Source organism: Nonlabens sp. (genome assembly GCF_018401815.1).
Classification (GTDB): Bacteria; Bacteroidota; Bacteroidia; order Flavobacteriales; family Flavobacteriaceae; genus Nonlabens.
The window spans coordinates 154,498-181,382 of the sequence record NZ_JAGYKG010000002.1 but is presented as its reverse complement, the minus strand read 5'-3'; the positions used below and the strand labels follow the sequence as shown (position 1 = coordinate 181,382).

General features: G+C 40.2%; 20 protein-coding genes, 3 tRNA genes and 3 rRNA genes. 7 read left to right on the top strand and 19 right to left on the bottom strand.

The genetic code is table 11. The features are described from left to right. Positions 1 to 247 precede the first annotated feature (247 nt). The 13 genes from KG732_RS05105 to KG732_RS05045 form a co-directional block, all read right to left on the bottom strand. Positions 248 to 466, bottom strand: coding sequence for a GIY-YIG nuclease family protein (locus KG732_RS05105; protein WP_213521390.1), 219 nt, complete (start codon positions 464 to 466; stop codon positions 248 to 250). A 104-nt stretch (positions 467 to 570) separates the two neighbouring features. Continuing rightward, positions 571 to 816 (bottom strand): GIY-YIG nuclease family protein, encoded by a 246-nt coding sequence (locus tag KG732_RS05100; protein WP_213521388.1) that lies wholly within the window; start codon positions 814 to 816, stop codon positions 571 to 573. 440 nt (positions 817 to 1,256) lie between these two features. Then, positions 1,257 to 1,436, bottom strand: a complete 180-nt coding sequence (locus KG732_RS05095; protein ID WP_300980325.1) for a GIY-YIG nuclease family protein — start codon at positions 1,434 to 1,436, stop codon at positions 1,257 to 1,259. A gap of 1,206 nt (positions 1,437 to 2,642) precedes the next feature. Next, complete coding sequence (locus KG732_RS05090) at positions 2,643 to 2,888, bottom strand: GIY-YIG nuclease family protein (protein ID WP_213521389.1); 246 nt, start codon at positions 2,886 to 2,888, stop codon at positions 2,643 to 2,645. Between the two features lie 106 nt (positions 2,889 to 2,994). Next, entirely contained in the window at positions 2,995 to 3,240 is a 246-nt protein-coding gene (locus tag KG732_RS05085) for a GIY-YIG nuclease family protein (RefSeq protein ID WP_213521388.1), read from the bottom strand. A gap of 38 nt (positions 3,241 to 3,278) precedes the next feature. Beyond that, positions 3,279 to 3,353, bottom strand: a tRNA-Val gene (locus KG732_RS05080). Between the two features lie 535 nt (positions 3,354 to 3,888). After that, positions 3,889 to 5,058, bottom strand: coding sequence for a Mur ligase family protein (locus KG732_RS05075; RefSeq protein ID WP_213521698.1), 1,170 nt, complete (start codon positions 5,056 to 5,058; stop codon positions 3,889 to 3,891). Between the two features lie 50 nt (positions 5,059 to 5,108). Next, complete coding sequence (locus KG732_RS05070) at positions 5,109 to 5,924, bottom strand: hypothetical protein (protein ID WP_213521387.1); 816 nt, start codon at positions 5,922 to 5,924, stop codon at positions 5,109 to 5,111. 2 nt (positions 5,925 to 5,926) lie between these two features. Further along, positions 5,927 to 6,319 (bottom strand): biopolymer transporter ExbD, encoded by a 393-nt coding sequence (locus tag KG732_RS05065; RefSeq protein WP_213521386.1) that lies wholly within the window; start codon positions 6,317 to 6,319, stop codon positions 5,927 to 5,929. 2 nt (positions 6,320 to 6,321) lie between these two features. Further along, positions 6,322 to 7,017 carry a MotA/TolQ/ExbB proton channel family protein gene (locus KG732_RS05060; RefSeq protein WP_213521385.1) on the bottom strand — a complete coding sequence of 232 codons (696 nt, stop codon included), beginning with the start codon at positions 7,015 to 7,017 and terminating at the stop codon, positions 6,322 to 6,324. A gap of 133 nt (positions 7,018 to 7,150) precedes the next feature. Continuing rightward, on the bottom strand, positions 7,151 to 8,680 hold the full coding sequence (locus tag KG732_RS05055; protein WP_292892312.1) for an SLC13 family permease: 1,530 nt from the start codon (positions 8,678 to 8,680) through the stop codon (positions 7,151 to 7,153). Further along, on the bottom strand, positions 8,680 to 9,906 hold the full coding sequence (locus KG732_RS05050; protein ID WP_213521383.1) for a Glu/Leu/Phe/Val dehydrogenase dimerization domain-containing protein: 1,227 nt from the start codon (positions 9,904 to 9,906) through the stop codon (positions 8,680 to 8,682). Before KG732_RS05050 ends, KG732_RS05055 begins: the two co-directional genes overlap by 1 nt. A gap of 65 nt (positions 9,907 to 9,971) precedes the next feature. Then, a complete protein-coding gene (locus KG732_RS05045) occupies positions 9,972 to 11,027 on the bottom strand; it encodes an anhydro-N-acetylmuramic acid kinase (protein WP_213521382.1) in 1,056 nt (351 codons plus the stop codon). Between the two features lie 78 nt (positions 11,028 to 11,105). Here KG732_RS05045 and KG732_RS05040 point away from each other — a divergent pair, with 78 nt between their 5' ends. Next, positions 11,106 to 12,248 carry an acyl-CoA dehydrogenase gene (locus tag KG732_RS05040; RefSeq protein WP_213521381.1) on the top strand — a complete coding sequence of 381 codons (1,143 nt, stop codon included), beginning with the start codon at positions 11,106 to 11,108 and terminating at the stop codon, positions 12,246 to 12,248. An 88-nt stretch (positions 12,249 to 12,336) separates the two neighbouring features. Further along, positions 12,337 to 13,353 (top strand): UDP-glucose 4-epimerase GalE, encoded by a 1,017-nt coding sequence (galE, locus tag KG732_RS05035; protein WP_213521380.1) that lies wholly within the window; start codon positions 12,337 to 12,339, stop codon positions 13,351 to 13,353. A gap of 624 nt (positions 13,354 to 13,977) precedes the next feature. Here the strand turns inward: galE and rrf are convergent. The 6 genes from rrf to KG732_RS05005 all read right to left on the bottom strand — a co-directional run bounded on the left by rrf (position 13,978) and on the right by KG732_RS05005 (position 21,130). Next, positions 13,978 to 14,086 (bottom strand): 5S ribosomal RNA (rrf, locus tag KG732_RS05030). A gap of 77 nt (positions 14,087 to 14,163) precedes the next feature. Next, positions 14,164 to 16,988, bottom strand: a 23S ribosomal RNA gene (locus KG732_RS05025). Between the two features lie 133 nt (positions 16,989 to 17,121). Beyond that, a tRNA-Ala gene (locus KG732_RS05020) sits at positions 17,122 to 17,195 on the bottom strand. Between the two features lie 115 nt (positions 17,196 to 17,310). Next, positions 17,311 to 17,384, bottom strand: a tRNA-Ile gene (locus tag KG732_RS05015). Positions 17,385 to 17,512: 128 nt separating this feature from the next. Next, positions 17,513 to 19,038, bottom strand: a 16S ribosomal RNA gene (locus tag KG732_RS05010). Together the 16S, 23S and 5S rRNA genes with 2 tRNA genes alongside form the textbook arrangement of a ribosomal RNA operon. 829 nt (positions 19,039 to 19,867) lie before the next feature. Next, positions 19,868 to 21,130 (bottom strand): multidrug effflux MFS transporter, encoded by a 1,263-nt coding sequence (locus tag KG732_RS05005; RefSeq protein WP_300980324.1) that lies wholly within the window; start codon positions 21,128 to 21,130, stop codon positions 19,868 to 19,870. Positions 21,131 to 21,264: 134 nt separating this feature from the next. Between KG732_RS05005 and KG732_RS05000 the strand changes: the two genes are divergently transcribed. From KG732_RS05000 to KG732_RS04980, 5 genes are all read left to right on the top strand, one after another. Continuing rightward, positions 21,265 to 21,963 carry a selenophosphate synthetase gene (locus tag KG732_RS05000; RefSeq protein ID WP_213521378.1) on the top strand — a complete coding sequence of 233 codons (699 nt, stop codon included), beginning with the start codon at positions 21,265 to 21,267 and terminating at the stop codon, positions 21,961 to 21,963. Continuing rightward, positions 21,963 to 23,225: a kynureninase gene (gene kynU, locus KG732_RS04995; protein WP_213521377.1), complete on the top strand. Its 1,263-nt coding sequence runs from the start codon at positions 21,963 to 21,965 to the stop codon at positions 23,223 to 23,225. The genes KG732_RS05000 and kynU overlap by 1 nt, the downstream gene beginning before the upstream one ends. Positions 23,226 to 23,280: 55 nt before the next feature. After that, entirely contained in the window at positions 23,281 to 24,675 is a 1,395-nt protein-coding gene (locus KG732_RS04990) for an NAD(P)/FAD-dependent oxidoreductase (RefSeq protein WP_213521376.1), read from the top strand. A 763-nt stretch (positions 24,676 to 25,438) separates the two neighbouring features. Further along, positions 25,439 to 25,843: a RidA family protein gene (locus tag KG732_RS04985; RefSeq protein ID WP_213521375.1), complete on the top strand. Its 405-nt coding sequence runs from the start codon at positions 25,439 to 25,441 to the stop codon at positions 25,841 to 25,843. Between the two features lie 56 nt (positions 25,844 to 25,899). After that, positions 25,900 to 26,880 (top strand): isoaspartyl peptidase/L-asparaginase family protein, encoded by a 981-nt coding sequence (locus KG732_RS04980; RefSeq protein WP_213521374.1) that lies wholly within the window; start codon positions 25,900 to 25,902, stop codon positions 26,878 to 26,880. The last annotated feature ends 5 nt before the right edge of the window (positions 26,881 to 26,885 follow it).

Sequence of the window (26,885 nt, the reverse complement as noted above, 5' to 3'; positions counted from 1 at the left end):
TCTTTATGGCTTCTCTTCGAGTGTCAAATTCCTCCATATTTGATTTCAATCTTTTGTAGAAGTAAATCCTGTGGTACTTGTAGATGTTTATTGAGGCTCTTTATCTTGATAGAACAATGTAAAGTTGAACTTTTAGAGAATAATATAAGTGTAACTTCATGGAAATAAAAAATTATTCTGAAGACCTTCTGTGGCGGGAATGGTTGTCGACCCTCCCATTGAAATCGGTCTCTAACGGCTGCCCCGATTAGTTTTCGATCAACTGCTTTCCACTTTTGATTTGGTTTCTCTTGCTTCTGTTCAGTGTCAAACTCTCCGCATATTTGATCTTCCAATCTTTTGCTTTAGAAGTAAATCCTGTGGTACTTGTAAGATGTTTATTGAGGCGCTCTTTTACATCTTGAGTAGAACCAATGTAATAGCGTTGAAGCTTTTCAGAGAATAATATGTAAGTGTAGTACTTCATGGAAATAAAAAGGCCTTCATTGCTGAAGACCTTCTGTGGGCGCAGAGGGAATGGTTTGTGCCGACCCTCCCGATGTGAAATCGGGATGCTCTGAACCAACTGAGCTAAGCCCCGATTAGTTTTTCGATCATCAAGCTGCTTTTCCACTTTTTGATTTGGTTTTCTCTCTTTATGGCTTCTGTTCGAGTGTCAAACTCCTCCGCATATTTGATCTTCCAATCTTTTGCTTTAGAAGTAAATCCTGTGGTACTTGTAAGATGTTTATTGAGGCGCTCTTTTACATCTTGAGTAGAACCAATGTAATAGCGTTGAAGCTTTTCAGAGAATAATATGTAAGTGTAGTACTTCATGGAAATAAAAAAAGGCCTTCATTGCTGAAGACCTTCTGTGGGCGCAGAGGGAATGGTTTGTGCCGACCCTCCCGATGTGAAATCGGGATGCTCTGACCAACGAGCTAAATTGTCGATCATCAAGCTGCTTTTCCACTTTGATTTGGTTTTCTCTCTTTTGGCTTCTGTTCGTTCAAACCTCGCATATTGATCTTCAATCTTTGCTAGTAAATCCTGTGGAGAAGATGTTTATTAGCCTTTTACATCTTGAGTAGAAAATGAGCGTTGCTTCAGAGAATATAAGTGTATACCATGGAAAAGGCCTTCATGAAGACCTTCTGTGGGCGCAGAATGGTTTGCGACCTCTGTGAAATCGGGATGCTCTGAACCAACTGAGCTAAGCCCCGATTAGTTTTCGATCATCAAGCTGCTTTTCCACTTTTTGATTTGGTTTTCTCTCTTTATGGCTTCTGTTCGAGTGTCAAACTCCTCCGCAATTTGATCTTCCAATCTTTTGCTTTAGAAGTAAATCCTGTGGTACTTGTAAGATGTTTATTGAGGCGCTCTTTTACATCTTGAGTAGAACCAATGTAATAGCGTTGAAGCTTTTCAGAGAATAATATGTAAGTGTAGTACTTCATGTGTAGTCCTAAATAAACGATACAGATTATTAAAGATTATTTATTTATCTCATTGAGCTACTATAGTTTGTTCTGTTTTAGTTTATTCTGTTCTGCATCTGCTGTGGTGTTAGATATAGTTTGATAAATGTGGTCTTATATTATTGTAATCCAACAGCTTTTCTACCATCTTTCTTTATTTCTAGTTGACTTTTTTACATCAAACCTTTTTGAGTATTCGTTCCTCGTTCACCGTTTTTAGGATCGTACTTTCAGTCAACGGTTTAGCACTGTTTAGTGCATTTTGAGCAATATTGTAACTCTATCAGAATGATGAATAAGTGGTTGATTAACTTCTTATTCAAGGCCATTTCAAGGCGTAGTGTTCATTAACAGAAAGACTTGCTGGCAATCCTATTTTGAATATCAGTTATTAATCTAGATGGATGGGTTTCTCTGTCATAGTGTTCTACCAACTCTGTTTATTATACCTTTTTTTTGTCAAAGCGATGATGAGTCTGTGGTATTAGGATCTCTTAGGTTTATAAGCATGATTTGCTCTGATATTCTAAATAATTTATCTCTTCCACATTTATGCAGAGTTTATCTTTCAACATATGATATACTTCTAGTGCCATTTAGGCATTATACATATAGCTAAATACTTTGTGAATATGTTGTTTGTTCTAGATTTTGGTATAATATACTTCTGTCAGCCCTAAGTTACAGTGGACTATTGTTTCTTCTGATCTTCTTTGAAGCGTTCAAAACTGGCGTGTAATTTTGATCGATGTCATATTCTCTGCCATCACTAGCAATCAAGATGATTACCTTCTTATCAGCTCTTCTGCAAGATGTTCAGCTCAGGCTAAAGTTTGACTTTTGCCTCAGTTCTGATTCTTTGTTCTGGTGTTTTTGATGGTCACAACGGATAGGTTCCCCAATCAGTACCTATTTCAGCCATGGTAATGTTGCCTGCGATCATATTAAGAGCAGACAACCTGTCTAATTGACCAGACTCAATTTCTTCGACTATTTGAAGCGCGAGTAGTCTTTGGGTTCTTTTTTAACCTTCTTTACTGACTTTTATTTAATTTGTGTATCGCTGGACGGGACATCATGGAAATAAAAAAAGGCCTTCATTGCTGAAGACCTTCTGTGGGCGGAGAGGGAATGGTTTGTGCCGACCCTCCCGATGTGAAATCGGGATGCTCTGAACCAACTGAGCTAAGCGCCGATTAATTTTTCGATCATCAAGCTGCTTTTCCACTTTTTGATTTGGTTTTCTCTCTTTATGGCTTCTCTTCGAGTGTCAAACTCCTCCGCATATTTGATCTTCCAATCTTTTGCTTTAGAAGTAAATCCTGTGGTACTTGTAAGATGTTTATTGAGGCGCTCTTTTACATCTTGAGTAGAACCAATGTAATAGCGTTGAAGCTTTTCAGAGAATAATATGTAAGTGTAGTACTTCATGGAAATAAAAAAAGGCCTTCATTGCTGAAGACCTTCTGTGGGCGCAGAGGGAATGGTTTGTGCCGACCCTCCCGATGTGAAATCGGGATGCTCTGAACCAACTGAGCTAAGCCCCGATTAGTTTTTCGATCATCAAGCTGCTTTTCCACTTTTTGATTTGGTTTTCTCTCTTTATGGCTTCTGTTCGAGTGTCAAACTCCTCCGCATATTTGATCTTCCAATCTTTTGCTTTAGAAGTAAATCCTGTGGTACTTGTAAGATGTTTATTGAGGCGCTCTTTTACATCTTGAGTAGAACCAATGTAATAGCGTTGAAGCTTTTCAGAGAATAATATGTAAGTGTAGTACTTCATCGAAATAAAAAAAGGCCTTCATTGCTGAAGACCTTCTGTGGGCGCAGAGGGATTCGAACCCCCGACCCCTTGGGTGTAAACCAAGTGCTCTGAACCAACTGAGCTATGCGCCCGAATATTTTTTTATAGTCAGGATTCGAAAACCTGACTCTCCCGATCTAAATCGGGATGCTCTGAACCAACTGAGCTATGCGCCCGAATATTTTTTTATAGTCAGGTACCATCCGATAAATCGGATGCTCGAAACTGAGCTATGCGCAATATTTTTATAGTCGAGTTCGAAAACCTGACTCTCCCGATCTAAATCGGGATGCTCTGAACCAACTGAGCTATGCGCCCGAATATTTTTTTATAGTCAGGATTCGAAAACCTGACTCTCCCGATCTAAATCGGGATGCTCTGAACCAACTGAGCTATGCGCCCGATTTTTATTTATAGTCAGGATTCGGAAACCTGACTCTCCCGATCTAAATCGGGATGCTCTGAACCAACTGAGCTATGCGCCCGATTTTTATTTATAGTCAGGATTCGAAAACCTGACTCTCCCGATCTAAATCGGGATGCTCTGAACCAACTGAGCTGTGCGCTTTAAAGCGGTTGCAAATATACAACTGTTTTTATTTCTGCAAAGAAATAAAAACAGATTTTTTAAATAATTTCCGCTACCACAAATGTGCTTCCTGTCGCTAAGATAACATCTTCTTTTGAAGCTCTTTCTTGAGCCGTTTTAAATGCCTCATTTATAGTATCAAAACTCTCAAAATTCAGTTGAAATGAATTCAGATGATTGCCTAATACTTCTATTTCCATGCCCCTTGGAATATCTGGCTTAGAAATGTAATAAAATGCCGTTTTAGGCAAGAGCTTGATGACACTAGTAGCGTCTTTATCACTTACCATCCCAAGAACTATATGAAGCTCTTGATAGTTCTCTACCTTGATTTGATTGATAAGAAGTCGTATCCCAGCGACGTTATGCGCGGTATCTAGTATGGTCTTAGGTGTTTCACTTATAATGTCATACCTGCCTCTTAAATTGGTGTTTCTAGCCACTTTAAGCAAGCCGCTTTTCAAAACAGCTGAAGAAATAGTAAAACCTTCTTTTCTTAATAATTCAATTACTTTTTCAACCACTCTAACATTGGATGCTTGATAATCCCCTTTCAGGTCTGTAGCCTGGTGGGAAGTCCTGTGATCGATAAAATAAATGGGACTATTTAAAGAGGTTGCTTTTTCTTTAAATAGCTTTTTTAAATGGTCTCTTGTTTCTCCAATCACAATTGGGATAGTGCTTTTAATAATTCCAGCTTTTTCTGCTGCAATTTTTAAATGGGTATTTCCAAGTATGGCGGTGTGATCTTTATCAATATTAGTAATAGCAGTCACTATAGGTGTAATGATGTTTGTGGAATCCAGTCGACCTCCTAATCCAGTTTCAATAACTGCGACATCTACTTTTTGTTCTTTAAAATATTGAAAAGCCATTCCTACAGTCATTTCAAAAAAGGACAGCTGATGGTCTTTGAAAAAAGATGTATTGCGATTTACAAAGTCCACTACAAACTGCTCTGAGCACATTTCTCCATTGACTCTTATGCGCTCTCTGAAATCTTTGAGATGTGGTGATGTGTATAAGCCCACTTTATAACCAGCCTCATGCAGCACACTTGCCAACATGTGGCTTGTAGAACCTTTCCCATTGGTCCCCGCAATATGAATGCACTTATAAAATGTATGAGGATGAGCTAAGTGTCGATCAAGACTAATGCTGTTTTTCAGATCTGCTTTGTAGGCTACCTTACCTGCTCGTTGATACATAGGTAACTGAGAGAACAACCACTCCAAGGTATTTTTATAGGTAACCAAAGTTATTCTCCTAATTTAAATATTACCTCTATAAAGCCTATTTGTATTTCTTTTGCTTGTGGAGCAGGGCTAAATCTGTAAGTCATAGCACTCTTTTTAGCCGCAATAAGTAAACATTCAGCTCGGTTTGTTGTTCCCCTTTTTCCCGGGGTAGCCTTTTTGACATTTCCTGCTCGATCGACTTCTATCTCAACGATCACTTTACCGGTTTCATCACAAGTGGGAAGTATACCGCGGCCGGCAACTTTGCCACGACCTTTAAGTCCATAGCCTTTGCCACCTTGCCCACTTCCTGGAGCACCGTAATACGTATTCGCATAAGGATCGCCATTGATATCTCCTTTGTTCCCTGGCCCATCTCCTGGCCCTTCACCTGTATTAGTTTGTCCATCTACCGTTTCGGCGCCGGTGACACTATTCAAAGCATCGAGTACAGAAGAGTCTGGTTTTGGATCTGGTTGAGGCTCCACAGGATTTGTCGCAGGCTTGGTAGGTTTTGTAGTGGGTTTTACTTCTGGATCAGAAACTACTGAAGGTGCTTCTGTATTGTCCTGAGTCACTATATCCTCTACTTGAGGGGTTTCTGGTTGAGTAACTTGTTCTGGATGAGACTGTGGCGACACTTTAGTCGTCTTTGCTGGCTCTACCGGACCAGAGCCTACAGCAGTATTACCAAAATTGATAGCTATCCCAGAATCTTCAGGTGCTTCAATGACATTAATTATAGAGACAAATCTAAATAACAGAATGATCAAGACCACCAGTAAGATACTGATAGTTGCTGATTTTTTTTGCTCTTTTGTCTTCAGATAACTCATGGCTAATTATTTTTTACAGCAAGTACAATTTGAATTTTATTCCTATTTGCTATATCCATAACTCTTACAGAATGGCTTACCGCAGCGTCTTTATCAGACCGCAACATGATGGTAGGCTTTTCTTTCCCTTGAAGTACCGATAAAATTCTAGTTTCTAGATCTTCTTCTGTGGCCTCTGTTGCATCCACATAAAAAACACCTTCCTTAGATATACTTACAGTCACTTTACCTTGGGTTTGCGTTTTACCACCAGCACTAGGAAGCAATAGGTCCAAAGCCTCTGGTGTGATCGATGGAGATGTAAGCAAAAAGAATACCAATAACAAAAACACGATATCCGTCATGGACGACATCGAGAATTCTGGACTTACCTTATTTCTACCTCTTAAGTTCATAATTAAGCTGGTTCATTTAAAAGGTCTAAGAAGTCAGAGGCATTTTCTTCCATTTGATGTACCACTTTATCTGTTTTAACTACTAAATGGTTGTAACCTATATAAGCAATAATACCTACTATAAGACCAGCAACCGTAGTAATCATCGCCGTGTAAATACCTCCTGCAAGGCTTCCCATGTCTGCGCTACCTCCAGCGTCTGCTAGAGTTTTAAAAGCGATAACCATACCTATAACGGTACCTAAAAACCCGATCATAGGAGCAGCACCGGCTATAGTGGCCAGCATGCTTACATTTTTCTCTAGTTTATACACTTCAAGTCTTCCCGCATTTTCAATGGCACTATTGATATCCTCGAGAGGAGAGCCTATACGGCTTATTCCTTTTTCTGTAAGTCGAGCTACAGGCGAATCTTCCTTTGCACAAAGCATTTTTGCACTGTCCAGACGACCATTAGAAATATGATCTTTTATTTGTAACATAAAATTACTGTCAATTTTTGAGCTGGCCCTAATTTTCATAAGACGCTCAAAGTAAATGTAAAGCGCAAAAAACAATAAGAGAATTAAAACGCCTATAATCACTGTTCCAGATGGACCTCCAGCGGTAATTAAGCCTAATAAAGATTGAGATTCTTCATTTACAAGCGGAGTTGCCTCTGTTGTAATATCTGCGATTTCTTGAAAAAGTAGGTTCATTAAAATATGTAATTAATATGGTTGTTAACGCAGTTCCTTAACATTTCATTGTCTTGAACTATGAATTAGATTTTTAAAATTCCGCTTTCGCGAAAGCGAGATTACAATAACCTCCTACAATAATACTCTTTTATTACAAAAAGAACACCACACACGCCAAACCTACCAAGGTCAAAACAATGGTATAAGGCAATGCCATCTTTACCATCTTACCGTAAGATAAGTTGATTAAAGGTGCTAGAGCAGAAGTCAACAAGAACAAAAATGCTGCTTGCCCATTAGGTGTAGCTACACTAGGTAAGTTAGTACCTGTATTAATAGCTACCGCAAGGTGCTCGTACTGTTCTCTTGTAATGGTTCCTGCCTGGTAAGCGGTGCTTACTTCATTGATATAAACCGTCGCAACAAAAACGTTATCAGAAATCATGCTTAAGAATCCATTTGCCAGATAGAAAATTGCCGGCTGGCTTGCTGGATCCTGACTCAATGCCCATTCTATAATAGGAACAAATAAATGCTGGTCATGAATCATGGCAACAATTACAAAAAATACGACTAATAGACCGGTAAAAGGAAGCGCTTCTTCAAAAGCTTTCCCTAGACTGTGCTCATCAATAATACCTATAAAGGCCGTTTGAATAACGATCAAACCTAGCCCAATAAAACCTACTGGTGCGATGTGAAGAGCAAGACCTGTAATTAATAAAACCGCAGAGATCGCTTGAACGACAAGGGCATATTTCTCTTTATCTGTGCGCTCTTCATCTCGTTGATCCATCCATCCCTTTATAATATGTCTTACTACTGGAGGCATTTTCTGACCAAAACCAAAAGTTTTAGTCGTTTCTAAAAAAATAGTGGTTAAAATACCCGCAGCGAGAACAGGCATAGTCACCACGGTCATTACTTTAAAGAATTCTATAAAATCCCATCCCATTTTAGAACCAATCAATAAGTTTTGAGGTTCTCCTACGATGGTACAAACACCACCTAAAGCAGTCCCTACCACACCATGCATTACCAAACTACGTAAAAAAGAACGGAATTCTTCTAGTGTCTTCCCGCTTAATTGCTTGCGGTCTAAGGTATTGTCCTTATCAAGATCCAGATCGCTAGAATGAATTTTATGGTACACATTATAAAAACCTATTCCGACACTTATCAGCACCGCAGTAACTGTTAAAGCATCTAAAAAGGCTGATAATACCGCACTTAATAAAAGAAATACGAGGGATAATACCAGTTTAGATTTGATCTTTGTAAAGAGTTTTACAAAAATATACATCAATAGTGGCTTCATAAAATAAATACCCGCTACCATAAAAACAAGAAGGAGAATCACTTCAAGATTTTGAGACACTTCTGCATATACACCACCCATGATATGTTTTCCTAATTCATCAAGAACAGGTTCATGTGTATTTTCGTCGATTTTGTACATGGGATGTGTTAACCCCAATACCAGTACTTGTATGGCTAGTAATCCACCAGATTGTAATGGATAACACTTTAGAGCCATGGCAAGACAGAAGATAAATTCTGCTATAAAAATCCATCCCATCACCGTACCACTCAAAGTAAAGTAACCTAAGACGTTAAAGATTAAAAAAGAGATCATGGTCAACTTGAACCATTTAGGGCTGTTACCTAAGAAATATTTCATCAAACTAGTTGTTTAAGAGCGATTTCAAATGCAGTAGAACTGATTTGTTTTTTAGAGCTATTGTTATTACGTATATGTTGAATGGCATTGCGTATGGTAGTGCTGGTATCGTTAAATATCGCCTCATCTGTCATTTGCACTCTACGTTCCATAAAATAGGCAAAAACTCTTGCCATACCGCAATTAGATATAAAATCAGGTATCAGACTTACCTGCTCATCGGTATGTTCCATGATCGAGCCGAAAAAGATTTCTTTATCTGCAAAAGGCACATTGGCACCACAAGAAATAACTTCTAAACCAGAGAAGATCATTTGATCAATCTGTTCTCGAGAAATCAATCTAGAGGAGGCACATGGCGCAAAAATTTCTGTTTTTATTGTCCAAATGCGATCATTCACTTTTTCAAAAGGAATGAGTTCTTTGGCTCTTAAGTTGTTTCCCTCTTTATGGAGAAACAATTCTGTAATTTCTTCAAAACTAAAGCCGTCTTCATTGATAAGTCCTCCAGCTTGGTCGATTATTCCCACTACCTTTGCTCCCATTTGCGAGAGATAAAAAGCAGCGGCACTTCCTACATTACCAAATCCTTGCACGACAGCGCGTTTTCCTTTTACATCTCCACCGTAAATATCGTAGAAGTGTTTTACCGCTTCTGCTACTCCATATCCAGTGATCATATCGGCCACTGTGTATTTTTTAGAAACATCTGGAGAAAATAACGGGTTTTCAATCACTTTTATTACGCCTTGACGCAACTGTCCAATTCGGTTGATTTTATCGGCCTCTGTAGGTGAAAAATGCCCGTTAAACACGCCTTCTTGTGGGTGCCATACCCCGCAATCTTCTGTCATAGGAATGACTTCGTGGATCTCGTCTACATTGAGGTCTCCACCAGTGCCGTAGTAACTTTTTAGCAAAGGGGAGACTGCTTTATACCAGCGCTCTAAAACACCTTTTTTACGAGAGTCTTTTGGGTCAAAGTTGATTCCAGATTTAGCACCACCTATTGCTGGGCCAGAAACAGTAAACTTAATTTCCATGGTTTTAGCAAGGGAGAGTACTTCATTTTTATCAAGTCCTTTTCTCATCCGAGTACCACCGCCGGCGGCACCACCGCGTAAACTATTGATAACCGTCCATCCTTCAGCATCCGTCTCTGGATCATTCCAGTGAAAAACGATTTCGGGATTGGCGTTTTCATAACGTTTAAGAAGCTCCTTCATAAAAATGGATTAGTTCGCACAAATATAACGCAGCTGCGAGTGGAAAGCTACATTTTTAGAATTTCTTAAGGTACATAAATCTCACCGCTGCAATGATCCCGATTTGCTCCTGTAACACTGGAAAGGCAATTATTCTCATTACGCAGTTTCAAAACTCCCAAAAGCGCAAAAATTAACGCCTCTTTATTTTCTATAATTTCTGGCTCCGGAATTATTATTTTGGCAGTGGTGTGCCTTCTTAAAGAGCATAGTAAATAAGTGTTGAATGCTCCACCTCCGGTAATGAACAAGGTTTTTTCTGGTGGTAACTGTTTTGCAATTTGCACCGCGATATGTTCTGTATAGGTGGCTATGATATCGCAAGTACCTTCTATTTGGTCTAAGATTTGAAAAACATGTGCGTTTACCCATTCCTTTCCTAAAGATTTAGGGGCGCTTTGATGGTAATACGCTAAGGAGTTCAACTCCTCTAACACGCAGGTTTGTATAGTTCCCGCTTTCGCGAAAGCGCCACCTGTATCATACTCCTTACCCAATTTCAAAGCATAATGATTGAGGACAATGTTTACTGGACAAATATCGTAGGCAATACGTTGTGCATTTTGCTCAAAACTCAAGTTGGCAAAACCCCCTAAATTCAAACAATAATCATAACTCCCAAATAACAGTCGATCACCTATAGGAACTAAAGGGGCTCCTTGACCATTTAGAGCAACATCTTGTACCCTGAAATCACAAACTACTCGCTGATTGATAAGTTGGGCAAGCTCGGGAAGATTCCCTATTTGCAAGGTGTAATTTTCTTGAGGTCGATGGAAAATAGTATGTCCATGAGAGCAAACTGCTACTAGGTTATCGATTTTAAAAGAATCTATGAAATAGCGCACTTTTTCTGCAAGGTACCTGGTATATTTTCGATTAAGCTGATCAACCTCTCTTTTATTATAGGTAATAGCGTTGGCAAGCTCTTGCTTCATTCCGGTAGCATATGGGATCGTTAGTGCCTTGTGAATTTGAAAGCTCCAGTTCTCTTTACGTACTAATGTGACGTGCGCTATATCGATGCCGTCTAGAGAGGTGCCTGACATTATTCCTAAAACGTTATAGTACTGGTGATTCATTAGTTAAAGGTGTTGAAAATGGATAAGAATAGCATTAGATTTGCAAAGCGGAAAAATAACTAAAAAATAAAAGAATAAATGGATTTTGGCTTAACAGAAGAGCATCTGATGATAAGAGATGCAGCGAGAGATTTTGCAAAAACAGAACTTTTACCTGGCGTTATAGAAAGAGATACCCATCAACGATTCCCAACCGAGCAGGTTAAAAAAATGGGAGCGCTAGGTTTTCTGGGTATGATGGCATCTCCTCAGTACGGTGGTGGCGGAATGGATACTATTTCCTATGTACTGGTTATGGAAGAACTTTCCAAGATAGACGCTAGTGCTTCTGTAATAGTTTCTGTCAACAATTCCTTGGTATGTTGGGGTCTTGACACCTATGCTAATGAAGCTCAAAAGGAAAAATACCTTACTAAATTAACTACAGGAGAATCTATAGGCGCTTTTTGCCTTTCTGAGCCAGAAGCAGGTAGTGATGCCACTTCTCAAAAAACTACAGCTATAGATAAGGGAGACCATTATGTATTGAACGGTACCAAAAACTGGATCACAAACGGCAACAGCGCAGACTTTTACTTAGTTATTGCTCAAACTGACAAAGAGAAGAAACACAAAGGAATCAATGCCTTTATTGTAGAAAAAGGATGGGACGGATTTGAAGTAGGTGTCAAAGAAGACAAGTTAGGAATACGCGGTAGTGATACCCACTCTTTGATCTTTAATGATGTAAAAGTTCCAAAAGAAAACAGAATAGGCGAAGATGGTTTTGGATTTAAATTTGCGATGAAAACACTTTCTGGTGGTCGTATAGGTATTGCTGCACAAGCATTAGGAATTGCTTCTGGCGCTTATGAATTAGCCAGAGATTATTCTAAAGTGAGAAAGGCCTTTGGTACAGAAATCTGTAACCATCAAGCTATTGCTTTTAAATTAGCCGACATGCATACTAATATTGCTGCTGCACGTCACTTAGTAATGCAAAGCGCCTGGGATAAAGACCAAGGCCGTAACTATGATATGAGCGGTGCGATGGCCAAACTTTTTGCTTCTCAAACAGCAATGGACACCACGATTGAAGCCGTACAAGTTTTTGGTGGTAATGGTTATGTAAAAGAATATCATGTAGAGCGCTTAATGAGAGATGCTAAAATCACTCAGATCTATGAAGGAACTAGTGAAATTCAAAAAATAGTGATCTCTAGAGGCTTACTCAGAGATTAATTAAAACATTAAATAGATCGAAAAGAGCTGCAATTTTGCAGCTCTTTTTGTTTAGCTCCTGTCATAATAAAGTTTATTTTTACTTTCTATGAAAATATTAGTTACAGGTGGTTTAGGGTATATAGGTTCTCACGTTGTTGTAGAACTTCAAGAGCAAGGATATGAAGTCCTAATAATAGATAATTTATCCAATACTTCTTTAAATGTTCTAGATAAGATTACCGCTATAACGACTATCCCACCCGTTTTTGAAAAGGTGGATGTCAGAGATAAAGAGTCACTTGCCACTTTTTTTACCAAACATACTGATATCAAAGGAATCATTCATTTTGCCGCTTCCAAAGCCGTAGGAGAAAGTGTGGAAAACCCATTGTTATATTACGAAAACAATATCAATGCCCTAGTTTATATGCTTCAAAACATCCAAGATCAAGAAACCAGCTTTATTTTTAGCTCTTCCTGTACGGTCTATGGCCAGGCTGATGAATTACCAGTTACCGAAAATGCTCCCATTCAACCAGCTGAATCTCCTTACGGAAACACAAAGCAAATCGGAGAAGAAATTATTAGAGACACTTGTAAAGTAACCCCGCATTTAAATGCGATCGCTTTAAGATATTTTAACCCTATAGGAGCACATAAGAGTGCAAAAATTGGTGAGTTGCCTTTGGGAATTCCGCAAAACCTAGTCCCTTATATTACCCAAACTGCGATAGGATTAAGAGAACAACTCTCTGTTTACGGAAACGACTACCCTACTCGTGATGGAACTGCAGTAAGAGATTACATACATGTAGTAGATCTTGCCAAAGCACATGTGGCAGCTCTTTCTCGATTGATCGAGAAAAAAGGGACAGAAAATTTTGAAGTATTTAATGTGGGAACTGGAACAGGCTCTACCGTATTAGAAGTAATCACTGCTTTTGAAAAAGCAACCGGAAAACCACTGAACTATAAAATAGTAGGGCGCCGTGCTGGAGATGTGGTAGAAGCCTATGCACAAACTGATAAGGCACATCAAGTTCTTGGGTGGAAATCTACTTATTCATTGAAAGAAGCTCTTGCAAGTTCTTGGAAATGGGAACAAGCAGTAAGAGGAAAATAACCTAAAAGCCGTCATTTGCGTTAAAAGACTTCAACAACATAGATCTAAAAATCTCTTGTTTCATATTACGCATCACCGAGCTCTTTTTAAAACACCCCCCATTTGGCCGAATAAGCAGATGACCTATAGAATTCGTGCAACCATGGGTGAATCAGCTCTATCCTGTGCGTATTGTCTGTTAGCTTTAACCTTTGGCTCTTACATTTAAGGACTCTTACATCCTTCATAGAGTCATGAGGCAAGGCCTTCAATTAATTGTTCCCTTGATTTTAAATCGGCTAAAGGGAATGCTTTCTTAAATCCAACAAAAACTTATAACCCTGCTTACTATTTATCACAACACCCATAATTCATAGGCCCAGTTCGTTAAAGTAAAAGCGCTCTCGCTTCCAGATGGTTCTATAACTGCATACAAGTTCTGAAGGCAGATAAATTTTAGGATAACGATTCAAACTGTTATTGTAGAGCAGGTAAACCTGCTAAGGTCATTGCTAATATAAGGTATCGTTGTACCATTTAAGTAGGTGGTTCCTTTTACAGCCTCATTTACAGCAATTCATTTTTGGTTGATGCTTTGATTTATGGCATAAAAAAACCCTCATCCGTTAGGACAAGGGTTTAAAAAGAAGGCGGCGACATACTCTCCCACAAATAGCAGTACCATCTGCGCAAATGGGCTTAACTTCTCTGTTCGGAAAGGTAAGAGGTGAGCCCCATCGCTATAACCACCTTAATGGTTCAGCTGACATAACGTCAACTGTATAAGTTGACATATTGAAAATATAAACAAGTAAATAAAAAAAGGAATGAATACCTAAGCTTACGGGTAATTAGTATCACTCGGCTATGACATTACTGCCTTTACACCTGTGACCTATCAACGTGGTAGTCTCCCACGACCCTTTAAAGAAATCTCATCTTGTGATGGGTTTCGCGCTTATATGCTTTCAGCGCTTATCCCTTCCCGACGTAGCTACCCAGCAATGCTCCTGGCGGAACAACTGGTAGACCAGCGGTCAGTCCAACTCGGTCCTCTCGTACTAAAGTCAGATTCACTCAAATTTCTTGCGCCCACTACAGATAGAGACCGAACTGTCTCACGACGTTCTGAACCCAGCTCGCGTGCCACTTTAATGGGCGAACAGCCCAACCCTTGGGACCTTCTCCAGCCCCAGGATGTGACGAGCCGACATCGAGGTGCCAAACCCCCCCGTCGATGTGAGCTCTTGGGGGAGATCAGCCTGTTATCCCCGGCGTACCTTTTATCCTTTGAGCGATGGCCCTTCCATGCGGAACCACCGGATCACTATGCTCTTGTTTCCAACCTGATCGACCTGTATGTCTCTCAGTCAAGCACCCTTATGCCATTGCACTCTACGCACGGTTACCAAGCGTGCTGAGGGTACCTTTAGAAGCCTCCGTTACTCTTTTGGAGGCGACCACCCCAGTCAAACTACCCACCAAGCAATGTCCCTTGTGAAAGGTTAGATTTCAAATAAGCAAAGGGTGGTATTTCAACAATGACTCCATACTACCTAGCGATAATACTTCGATGTCTCCCACCTATCCTACACATTACTTATCCAAAATCAATACTAAGCTATAGTAAAGGTGCACGGGGTCTTTTCGTCCCGTAGCGGGTAATCGGCATCTTCACCGATACTACAATTTCACCGAGCTCATGGCTGAGACAGTATCCAAATCGTTACACCATTCGTGCAGGTCGGAACTTACCCGACAAGGAATTTCGCTACCTTAGGACCGTTATAGTTACGGCCGCCGTTTACCGGGGCTTCAATTGAGATCTTCGCCGAAGCTAAACCCTCCTCTTAACCTTCCGGCACCGGGCAGGTGTCAGGCCCTATACATCATCTTTCGATTTAGCAGAGCCCTGTGTTTTTGATAAACAGTCGCTTGGATCTTTTCACTGCGCCCTATATAAATATAGGGGACCTTTCTCCCGAAGTTACAGGTCAATTTTGCCTAATTCCTTAGCCATGAATCACTCGAGCACCTTAGAATTCTCATCCCAACCACCTGTGTCGGTTTGCGGTACGGGCTGCTTCACTTGTTTTTCTTGGAAGTTGCTCCTCTAGATTATCCAATCAGTCGTAACCTCATGGTACTATCTCAATCTTAAAAATTGATTCAACGTACTATTCCGTCAGTACGCACTAGATTTACACCTCCGTCACTTTTATTGTGAGCAGGTACAGGAATATTAACCTGTTGTCCATCCACTTCCCCCTTCGGGTACGCGTTAGGACCCGACTAACCCTCAGCTGATTAGCATAGCTGAGGAAACCTTGGTCTTTCGGTGAGGGAGTTTCTCGCTCCCTTTATCGTTACTTATGCCTACATTTTCGTTTCTATACACTCCAACAACTCTCACGAATCATCTTCAACGTACATAGAATGCTCCCCTACCACTCTTTCGAATTCATAGCTTCGGTAGTATGTTTATGCCCGATTATTATCCATGCCGTACCGCTCGACTAGTGAGCTGTTACGCACTCTTTAAATGAATGGCTGCTTCCAAGCCAACATCCTAGCTGTCTATGCAGTACAACCTCGTTTATTCAACTTAACATACATTTTGGGACCTTAGCTGATGATCTGGGTTCTTTCCCTTTCGGACATGGACCTTAGCACCCATGCCCTCACTGCTAACCACTATTTTATAGCATTCGGAGTTTGTCAGGAATTGGTAGGCGGTGAAGCCCCCGCATCCAATCAGTAGCTCTACCTCTATAAAACTTAGTTAACGCTGCACCTAAATGCATTTCGGGGAGTACGAGCTATTTCCGAGTTTGATTGGCCTTTCACCCCTACCCACAGGTCATCCGAAGACTTTTCAACGTCAACCGGTTCGGGCCTCCACTGTATGTTACTACAGCTTCACCCTGCCCATGGGTAGATCACACGGTTTCGCGTCTACCACTGCTAACTATACGCCCTATTCAGACTCGCTTTCGCTACGGCTGCGGATCTGAAATCCTTAACCTTGCTAACAACGGTAACTCGTAGGCTCATTATGCAAAAGGCACGCCGTCACCCCGACTTAACGTCGGGGCTCCGACCGCTTGTAAGCGTATGGTTTCAGGATCTATTTCACTCCCTTATTCAGGGTTCTTTTCACCTTTCCCTCACGGTACTAGTTCACTATCGGTCTCTCAGGAGTATTTAGCCTTAGCGGATGGTCCCGCTTGATTCATACAGGGTTTCACGTGCCCCGCACTACTCAGGATACCGCTATCAATAATGCAACTTACCAGTACAGGACTATCACCCTCTTTGGTTCTTTTTTCCAAAAGATTCCTATTCATTGCACATCAAATATTACGGTCCTACAACCCCAACAATGCCGTAACATCATTGGTTTGGGCTATTCCGCGTTCGCTCGCCACTACTAGCGGAATCACTATTGTTTTCTCTTCCTCTGGCTACTTAGATGTTTCAGTTCACCAGGTTTGCTTCCTTGCGGATGATATATCTTCAATATACCGGGTTGCCCCATTCGGAAATTTGCGGATCAATTCACATGTGCTGATCCCCGCAACTTATCGCAGCTTATCACGTCCTTCATCGCCTCTGAGAGCCTAGGCATTCCCCATACGCCCTTAATTTGCTTATGATATTCAATTTTACCCCCCAACGATAGGGAGTAAAAACCTATTTTATTTTACTATTATAATGTAGAAATTAATCTACGTTACTCGTTTAATCTTTTCAATATGTCAATGAACGTTTGTGTATAAAATACACCTGTGGAGAATATCGGAGTCGAACCGATGACCTCCTGCGTGCAAGGCAGGCGCTCTAGCCAGCTGAGCTAATCCCCCATTTCAGAAATTTAGAAAGTAAATCCAAAATTATGAATATGGAATATCATCCTCAACATCTAAAGTTTCCTAATTATTTTAAATGAACAAATATGGTAAACAACCACATAAAAAGTAGTCTCAGGCAGACTCGAACTGCCGACCTCTACATTATCAGTGTAGCGCTCTAACCAGCTGAGCTATGAGACTCTAAATCATTGAACAAAACCTCGCGGTCTCTCTTAATTGACAATTCTTAATATAAAATAAATAAACACACTAATTAAGTAACTCTTTAAAACATCACTCTTGTAGTTTCATTATTTCAGAAACTCCAGAAAGGAGGTGTTCCAGCCGCACCTTCCGGTACGGCTACCTTGTTACGACTTAGCCCCAGTTACCGGTTTTACCCTAGGCAGCTCCTTGCGGTCACCGACTTCAGGCACCCCCAGCTTCCATGGCTTGACGGGCGGTGTGTACAAGGCCCGGGAACGTATTCACCGCATCATGGCTGATATGCGATTACTAGCGATTCCAGCTTCACGTAGTCGAGTTGCAGACTACGATCCGAACTGAGATAGGGTTTGAAGATTCGCTCCTTCTCACGAAGTGGCTGCTCTCTGTCCCTACCATTGTAGCACGTGTGTGGCCCAGGACGTAAGGGCCGTGATGATTTGACGTCATCCCCACCTTCCTCACGGTTTGCACCGGCAGTCTCACTAGAGTCCCCGACATGACTCGCTGGCAACTAGCAACAGGGGTTGCGCTCGTTATAGGACTTAACCTGACACCTCACGGCACGAGCTGACGACAACCATGCAGCACCTTGCAAATTGTCCGAAGAAAAGTCTATTTCTAAACCTGTCAACCTGCATTTAAGCCCTGGTAAGGTTCCTCGCGTATCATCGAATTAAACCACATGCTCCACCGCTTGTGCGGGCCCCCGTCAATTCCTTTGAGTTTCATTCTTGCGAACGTACTCCCCAGGTGGGTTACTTATCACTTTCGCTTGGCCACTCAGTACTCAATCGTACCGAACAGCTAGTAACCATCGTTTACGGCGTGGACTACCAGGGTATCTAATCCTGTTCGCTACCCACGCTTTCGTCCATCAGCGTCAATATATTGTTAGTGATCTGCCTTCGCAATCGGTATTCTATGTAATATCTAAGCATTTCACCGCTACACTACATATTCTAACCACTTCACAATAATTCAAGACTAACAGTATCAATGGCAGTGCCGGAGTTAAGCCCCTGCATTTCACCACTGACTTATCAGCCCGCCTACGGACCCTTTAAACCCAATGATTCCGGATAACGCTTGCACCCTCCGTATTACCGCGGCTGCTGGCACGGAGTTAGCCGGTGCTTATTCTTACAGTACCGTCAACTCTCTACACGTAAAGAGGTTTCTTCCTGTACAAAAGTAGTTTACAACCCATAGGGCCGTCTTCCTACACGCGGCATGGCTGGATCAGGCTCTCGCCCATTGTCCAATATTCCTCACTGCTGCCTCCCGTAGGAGTCTGGTCCGTGTCTCAGTACCAGTGTGGGGGATCTCCCTCTCAGGACCCCTACCTATCGTAGCCATGGTGAGCCTTTACCTCACCATCTAGCTAATAGGACGCATACTCATCTATTACCGTAACCTTTAATTATCAAATCATGCGACTCAATAATACTATGAGGTGTTAATCCAAATTTCTTCGGGCTATCCCTCAGTAATAGGTAGATTGTATACGCGTTACGCACCCGTGCGCCGGTCGCCATCATCTAGCAAGCTAGATATGCTGCCCCTCGACTTGCATGTGTTAAGCCTGCCGCTAGCGTTCATCCTGAGCCAGGATCAAACTCTTCATCGTCGAATCTTTTTAAAGATCATTTAATATATGATGCTTTTCCAGAAACTACTTAATTAGCATTGTGCTTATCTAAATTTATTATATAACTATCGTTATCACTTAAAGCGATAACTTTAAATTTGTGCTGTCAATCAATATCTCAATGAACATCTTCAAAATCTAAAAACCAAAATCCTACAACAAATCTTCACGATTTGATTGTTGATTTTTCAGCTTTTTTTGAAGAACATTTGCCTCGTTAAACATCTACTTGTTTTCCTAAGCGGGTGCAAATATACAGACACTTTCTCTTACCAACCAAACTTTTTAATGATAAAAAATCAAAATAATTTGAAATAAAAAACAATAAGCTCATTTACAGGTAACTAATTATAAAAAATGTAAAAATGAAACCGATGAAAACCTTCTGAACTAAGATTGTCACGTATCCTTACTTCTTTGTGACTTCATAAGTGTTCCATAAATACCTGTATCTTAAATACATTAAAACAGCCGAAAGCGATAAAAAGTAAGTTATATGTTACCCTTAATTATAGTGATTCCTATTTCTGAAAGCTACTACCCATTTATTCAACCTCATTTATTTATGAATTAAAAGGGTATTGATGCCATTCCAAAATTTAATTTAAGACCGATCTAATCTGTAGGAATGGCCATCTCTATGTATTGAAACTGATTGAATCAATTAAAATTGCTGGTTTTAGGATTTGTAGCGATCATTTCTTAAATGAAAACAATTGTAATAAACCAACTATGAAGAAACTTTACTTCGAGGTTAAAAGGTCTTTAATTAATGCACCTACTAGGAAATGAAAGTAACTCTTTATAACTAGAGGTCTGATAATTGGTCTTCTCTTTTTTTAAACTTGTAAGGGTGCCTTAAGTAGGCTTTCGCGAAAGCGTACCCTTGAGCATAATTTATCCTAAAATATTCTACTGCGATATGAGCTAGCAGCGCACCACCTGAAAGCATGGCAAACAAAGGAACTAAAGAAATGGTTACAAATCGAGAGACATACCAACTGGCAATCGAACCAAAGATCATACTTACCGCACCTACAAAGGCACTAGCACTGCCAGCGCGTTTGGTAAACGGATTCAAAGCAAGAGCCGTAACATTGGGGTTTTGAAAACCTATACACATCATCATCGTAAATAAAATAGGATACACCACCCAAAATACAGGGGTAAAATTCCAAACATAGAACAAGCCAAAACCAGTAATCAACACCAATAACATACTGACCACATAGGTTATTTGAAAGGTAGTAAATCGGGTAAGGGCGAGTCGATTCAACTGACTACCCGCAATGAGTCCAGCTGCATTACTACCAAAGATATAAGCAAAGTTCTCTTGACTCATCTCAAAATAATCCATAAAGATAAAGGGTGCCGCTGCCACATAACCCAACAACATTCCTATTACAAAACCACGAGCGGTAGCAAACACAAAAAAGTCTCTGTGTTTATAGATACCTATATATTCCCGCAACACAGGAATAGGATGTAAACTGGTCGCTCGATTAGGTTTAGCGCTTTCGGGAAGTACAAAAATAACATTGAGCAACATCAACGTAGCAAAACCTGCTAATCCATAAAAAATCATTTCCCAATGATAATGCTCGATCACAAAACCGCCAATGGTGGGCGCTATAATAGGAGCAACTCCCATTATAAGCATTAAAGTAGAGAGCACATCTGCCACCTTTTCTTCATCAAATAAGTCCCTAACTATGGCTTTACTAGCGACCATTCCCGCGCAAGCGCCAAGTGCAGTAAAAAACCTCAAAGTAGCTAGAGAAGTCACATCCCAAGCATAAGCGCTTAAAAGACTAGTGACTATATATAACACCAGTCCAAACATCAAAGGCTTTCTTCTACCGAATCTATCCATTAACGGGCCATAAGCCAACTGTCCTAAACCTATACCTATAAAGTAAGTAGTAAGGGTAATACCTATCGCACTGGTGTCCACATTAAAGTCACCGGCAATTTGTTTAAAAGCGGGTAAGTAGGCGTCTATAGAAAATGGACCTACCGCAATTAAAGTACCTAAAACGAGAATAACACTTACTCTACGCCCTTTACTCATTTTATTTTTTTCCACCCACTTCACTCTCATGCTGCAAAGCTACGTTTTAGCATAATCTTTATTCAGATTATTCACAAAGCTTTACCATTTAATAACCCCTTATAATTTGTATTTTTAAGCCCAATAAATTCTACATGAAAAATATTTTTTTAATTGTTTGTGGCATTGTTATAACGAGTAGCTGTAAAAATGAACCCTCCACTAGTATGAGTAAGGAAATAAGAACTCCTAAAACAACAACCCTTACAAGCGCAGAACGTTTGGCAAATACTGCTGGTATCAAGAACTGGAATGAAATAGAACAAATTAAATTTAGTTTTAACGTAGGCAAGACAGGTAAAACAGTGTTGACCAGAAACTGGACTTGGAACCCTAAGACCAACGATGTACAGTTGATCGCTTTAGAAGACACCATTAAGTACAACCGCAATTCAAAATTAGACAGTCTTCAAATCAGCTCTGATCGTGCTTTTATCAATGATGTGTATTGGTTGATTCCTGAATTTAAATTGGTGTGGGATCAAGGAACAACTTTAACTGAAAAGAAATCTCAAATCGCGCCTATCTCAAAAGACACATTAGACCTGATTACCATAGTTTATGACAATGAACGCGGCTATACTCCAGGAGATGCTTACGATATCTATTATGACGCCAATCACAAATTTAAAGAATGGGTCTACCGCAGAGGGAATGACAGCTCTCCTTCTATGATGACTAGTTTTGAAAAGTTTACAACTATCGAGGGTATTACTTTTGCAACAGATCACCGCTCTCCAGATGGTGCTACTAGCATTAATTTTACTGGCATAGAAATTACTAAAACCAACTAATGATTTTTAAAATAGGCCGTGATTTTGCTTTAGAGTTAGATCGAGAAGATTCCTTGTCTCGCTTTCGCGAAAGCTTCTTTATTCCAAAACATACAGACGGAACCGAATCCATCTATTTATGCGGTAATTCCTTAGGACTGCAACCGCGTCAGACAAAAGCTTATCTCAATCAAGAACTAGATGACTGGGCGAGACTGGGTGTAGAAGGACATTTTCATGCCGCAAATCCGTGGATGCCTTATCATGAGATTTTAACCGAAACTACTGCTCATGTGGTAGGTGCAAAAGCTCACGAAGTAGTTATCATGAATACCTTGACGACTAACCTACATTTAATGATGGTTAGTTTTTATCAACCTAAGGGCAAACGCACTAAAATCATTATCGAGGCCGATGCCTTTCCTAGTGACCGCTATGCGGTAGCTTCTCAGGTACAGTTTCATGGTTATGATGATAAGGAACACCTTATAGAATGGACCCCTAGAGCTGGAGAGCACACTCCAAGAATAGAAGACCTGGAAAAGCTGTTAAAAGAACAAGGCGATAGTATTGCTTTGATCATGGTAGGTGCTGTAAACTATTATACAGGACAGTTTTTTGATCTTAAAAAAATTGCCTCTATAGGACATGCTGCGGGAGCCATGGTAGGCTTTGACTGTGCGCACGGAGCTGGAAATGTAGATTTAGAATTGCACGACTCTGGGGCCGACTTTGCCGTATGGTGTACCTATAAATATATGAACTCTGGACCAGGTAGTTTAGGAGGTTGTTTTGTTCATGAACGTCATGCTAACAATAAAGACTTGCCGCGATTCACCGGTTGGTGGGGTCATAATAAAGACACCCGTTTTAAAATGCGGGACGACTTTGAACCTATATACGGTGCCGAAGGCTGGCAACTATCCAACCCTCCTATATTAAGTATGGTGGCGATAAGGGCTAGTTTAGACTTATTTGCACAAGCAGGTTTTAAAAATTTAAGAGAGAAATCCATACAACTCACCAGCTACTTGGAATATCTAGTAGGCGAATTAGATGGTGATCGCATTTCTGTTATCACCCCTAGCACTCCTAAAGACCGTGGTTGTCAATTATCCCTAGCCGTTAAAAATGCTGATAAATCTCTTTTTGATGCCATCACCGCAAAAGGGGTTATTGCCGACTGGCGAGAACCAGATGTGATTAGAGTAGCACCTGTTCCTTTATATAACAACTATGAAGATTGCTGGAGATTTGTGGATGTGTTGAAAAGCGAGTTGTAAGAGGCTGCTTTTAAAACGTCCTAATACCTAATACTAATTTCTTAGTAATTACAACATGAAAACAACGAATAAAAAAACTAAAGTACTCATCACAGGAGCTGGACTTTGCGGCTCTCTTTTAGGACTGCGACTAGCGCAAAAAGGATATCACGTAGATATACTAGAAAAACGATCCGATATGCGCAAAGCAACTGTAGCTGGTGGTCGTTCTATCAACCTGGCCCTTTCTGATCGCGGTCTGGCTGGATTAAAATTAGTTGGACTTGAAGAAAAAGTACGCAAGCTGTGCATCCCCATGAACGGAAGATTGGTTCACGATATAGAGGGAACTACATTCGCCTCTAATTACAGCGGGCGTGAAGGAGAATATATCAATTCGATCTCCCGAGAAGAGCTCAACAAACTTCTGCTGGACGAAGCTGATCAATACGAGGATGTACAAATAGACTTTGATGATAAGGTCACTTCCGTAGATTTAAAAAATGCCTCCGTCACCTATCAAGATTCAGAAACAAACACAGAGAAAGAATGGAAAGCTGATATCCTTCTAGGAACTGATGGAGCTGGATCTGTGGTGCGCAAAGCGATGATGAAACAACGCGACTTTTTGTTTTCTCAAAGTATGAATTGGTTGCCTCATGGCTATAAAGAGCTCAGCATCCCACCTACTGCAGATGGAAAATGGCGTATAGAAAAAAACTTTTTACACATCTGGCCACGTGGTGGTTTTATGTTGATCGCTTTGCCTAACCTAGACGGTAGCTTTACACTGACGTTATTCATGCAATATGAAGGGGATGGGCCTGCTTTTAATAGCATTACCACGGACCAAGAAATAAAAGACTTTTTCAATACCTACTTTAAGGATGTGGTAGAACACATTCCAGATGTAGTGGAGCAATACCATACCAATCCTGCACCACCATTAGGAACTGTGCGTTGCTCTCCTTGGACAGCTTATGGAACCAGTTTGATAATAGGGGATTCGGCACATGCGATTGTACCCTTTTACGGTCAAGGAATGAATGCTAGTTTTGAAGATGTAGTGGTTTTTGACCAGATGCTCGACCAAAACGAATCTTGGGCCGATGCCTTTACTGCTTTCTCCAAAAAGAGAAAACCAGATGCTGATGCTATAGCAGATCTTGCTCTAGACAATTTTGTAGAGATGAGAGATAGCGTGGCTAATCCTAACTTCCAGTTGAAGCGACAGATTGAAATGCGATTAGAGTCCGCTTTCGCGAAAGCGGAATACCAATCTAAATACTCCTTAGTCACCTTTCCGCAAGAAGGAGTCAGCTACCGAGATGCAATGCTTAAAGGACGTGCACAAGACAAAGCTATATTGTGGTTGCTAGAAAACAAGGAGATCACAACAACCGATGAGTTGGATGTTTTGTTGAGTAAAATTCAAGAAAAGACAAGAGAAGTGCTTTGGCTGAGAGGATAAATGTTAAGGAATATACTCCAAAGGTTTTAAAAACCTTTGAAGTCTGCTGAATCTAATAAAGTAAAAATAGGAAAAATACGACCTTTTAGAACCTGATCAATTTTATCATATTTACAACCAAGGTAATGATGGTATCAACTTGTTCTTAAATGCAGGAAACTATTTATTCCTTTTACAACGATTTGAAAAGTATATTGTTCCAGTCGCTGATATTTATGCATTTGCATTAATGCCTAATCATTTTCATTTTCTAGTTCAAATAAAATCGAATTGTAATTAAAAGAGAGCTTCTCAAGCGTTTGGAAATTTATTTAATAGTTACGCGAAAGCTTTTAATCAGCAACAAAGACGTAGTGGTAGCTTGTTCAGAAGAAAATTTAGAAGAAAGAAAATTGAAAATAAACAATATTTAGAAAACACCTTAATTTACATTCATAATAACCCCGTAAAACATGGTTATTTCGATGACTCTATAGAATACTCATGGACTTCTTATCATGACTATTTATCTAACAAACCAACTTTTATTAACAAGGAAGTTGCTTTGAAGTGGTTTGATGGAGTTGAAGAGTTTAGGGAGGCTCATTGCTAATTAAATTTTAAAAACCTTTGGGGTGTTAACTTTAGGGTGTTAAAACGCAAGCCGAATTAAAAATTATCAACTATTTTCATCGAGAAAAGATTTAGAATGAAATAAACTGCCAAACCCCAAAGGTTTTGGAAATCTTTGGGGTTTGGCTAGTTAAAAGATAAAACAACAACAATGGCAGTATTAAAAGATAAAGCAACACCTAGAGGCAACTACCCACATATCAAACGTGTAGGTGATTTTTTATTTGTTTCAGGAACCAGTAGTCGTAGAGCAGACAATACTTTTGCAGGTGTGGAAGTGGACGAAATGGGAACAACCAATCTAGATATCAAAGCGCAAACCGCAGCGGTTCTGGAAAATATAGATGGGATTTTACAAACGGAAGGCGCCTCCTTAAAAGATGTTGTTGATGTGACTACCTTCTTAGTAAACATGAATGATTTTGGTGGTTACAATACTACCTACGGTGAGTTTTTTGACTATGACGGACCTACCAGAACTACTGTTGCTGTCCACCAATTACCACATCCTCACTTATTGATTGAAATTAAAGCAATGGCTTTTAAGCCACTTTAATATTCCTTTTATAGAGTTTCGAGTTTTTAATTGCTAAAATCGTATTTTTCGAGCTCGTGAACAGACGTAATTTTATAATAAAAAGTACTAAAGCTGGTGTTGCCCTTTCCTTAGGAGCGACATTACTAGCTTGTGTAGACAAATCTCCTTCCACTATGGCCTATAAAAAACAACCCATTGCTATATGCACTTGGGCCTTTACAAAAGCTAATGAAGCTGCTGGAAAAGCCTTAGATAAAGGAGTTACTGCTCTAGACGCTGCCATAATAGGTGTTGCTGTTGAAGAAGAAAACATTAAAAATACAACGGTAGGTAAAGGCGGTGCACCAGATCGCGAAGGCAATGTTACTCTAGACGCTTGTGTCATGGATGCTAATGGCGATTGCGGCGCTGTAGTTTGTGTAGAAAATATCACTAATGTTGCGGCACTTGCAAAAATTGTGATGGAAGAAACGCCCCACGTCATGCTCGCTTCTCAAGGTGCAGAAGAACTGGCATATAAATACGGTTTTCAAAAAGAACAACTGCTTACAGAGTCTTCTGAAAAAGCCTATCGAGCATGGCTCAAAGACAGCGAGTATAAACCTATCATCAATATAGAAAACCACGATACCATAGGCATGTTGTGTATGGATCAAAATGGCGATATAGCTGGTGCTTGTACCACATCTGGCCTTTCTTATAAAATGAAAGGTCGTGTAGGAGACTCACCTATTATAGGAGCTGGATTATTTATAGATAATGAAATAGGCGGCGCAGCAGCTACAGGTATGGGTGAAGAGATCATGAAAAATGTGGGTAGCTTTTTAATTGTCGAGCTCATGCGTCAAGGTAAAAGTCCTCAAGAAGCCTGTGAAGAGGCATTAAATAGAATCGTATCAAAAAATGATCAAATAGAGCACTTTCAAGTAGCCTACATTGCCATGAATAAAGCTGGAGAAACCGGCAGTTATTGCATACATCCTGGGTTTGCTCGAATGGAATATAAAAACTCTGTAAATACTAGAATAGAATCAAAGGCCTATTTAACGTCTTAACATAT

Excerpts from the sequence above, each read along its gene's own strand:
- KG732_RS05000 (WP_213521378.1), top strand. The coding sequence starts at position 21,265 with ATGAAAAATATTTTTTTAATTGTTTGTGGCATTGTTATAACGAGTAGC.
- KG732_RS05095 (WP_300980325.1), bottom strand. The coding sequence starts at position 1,436 with ATGAAGTACTACACTTACATATTATTCTCTGAAAAGCTTCAACGCTAT.
- KG732_RS05055 (WP_292892312.1), bottom strand. The coding sequence starts at position 8,680 with ATGAAATATTTCTTAGGTAACAGCCCTAAATGGTTCAAGTTGACCATG.
- KG732_RS05085 (WP_213521388.1), bottom strand. The coding sequence starts at position 3,240 with ATGAAGTACTACACTTACATATTATTCTCTGAAAAGCTTCAACGCTAT.
- kynU (WP_213521377.1), top strand. The coding sequence starts at position 21,963 with ATGATTTTTAAAATAGGCCGTGATTTTGCTTTAGAGTTAGATCGAGAA.
- KG732_RS04990 (WP_213521376.1), top strand. The coding sequence starts at position 23,281 with ATGAAAACAACGAATAAAAAAACTAAAGTACTCATCACAGGAGCTGGA.
- KG732_RS05075 (WP_213521698.1), bottom strand. The coding sequence starts at position 5,058 with ATGTATCAACGAGCAGGTAAGGTAGCCTACAAAGCAGATCTGAAAAAC.
- KG732_RS05090 (WP_213521389.1), bottom strand. The coding sequence starts at position 2,888 with ATGAAGTACTACACTTACATATTATTCTCTGAAAAGCTTCAACGCTAT.
- KG732_RS05050 (WP_213521383.1), bottom strand. The coding sequence starts at position 9,906 with ATGAAGGAGCTTCTTAAACGTTATGAAAACGCCAATCCCGAAATCGTT.
- KG732_RS05005 (WP_300980324.1), bottom strand. The coding sequence starts at position 21,130 with ATGAGTAAAGGGCGTAGAGTAAGTGTTATTCTCGTTTTAGGTACTTTA.
- KG732_RS05100 (WP_213521388.1), bottom strand. The coding sequence starts at position 816 with ATGAAGTACTACACTTACATATTATTCTCTGAAAAGCTTCAACGCTAT.
- KG732_RS05060 (WP_213521385.1), bottom strand. The coding sequence starts at position 7,017 with ATGAACCTACTTTTTCAAGAAATCGCAGATATTACAACAGAGGCAACT.
- KG732_RS05065 (WP_213521386.1), bottom strand. The coding sequence starts at position 6,319 with ATGAACTTAAGAGGTAGAAATAAGGTAAGTCCAGAATTCTCGATGTCG.
- galE (WP_213521380.1), top strand. The coding sequence starts at position 12,337 with ATGAAAATATTAGTTACAGGTGGTTTAGGGTATATAGGTTCTCACGTT.
- KG732_RS05040 (WP_213521381.1), top strand. The coding sequence starts at position 11,106 with ATGGATTTTGGCTTAACAGAAGAGCATCTGATGATAAGAGATGCAGCG.
- KG732_RS05070 (WP_213521387.1), bottom strand. The coding sequence starts at position 5,924 with ATGAGTTATCTGAAGACAAAAGAGCAAAAAAAATCAGCAACTATCAGT.
- KG732_RS05105 (WP_213521390.1), bottom strand. The coding sequence starts at position 466 with ATGAAGTACTACACTTACATATTATTCTCTGAAAAGCTTCAACGCTAT.
- KG732_RS05045 (WP_213521382.1), bottom strand. The coding sequence starts at position 11,027 with ATGAATCACCAGTACTATAACGTTTTAGGAATAATGTCAGGCACCTCT.
- KG732_RS04985 (WP_213521375.1), top strand. The coding sequence starts at position 25,439 with ATGGCAGTATTAAAAGATAAAGCAACACCTAGAGGCAACTACCCACAT.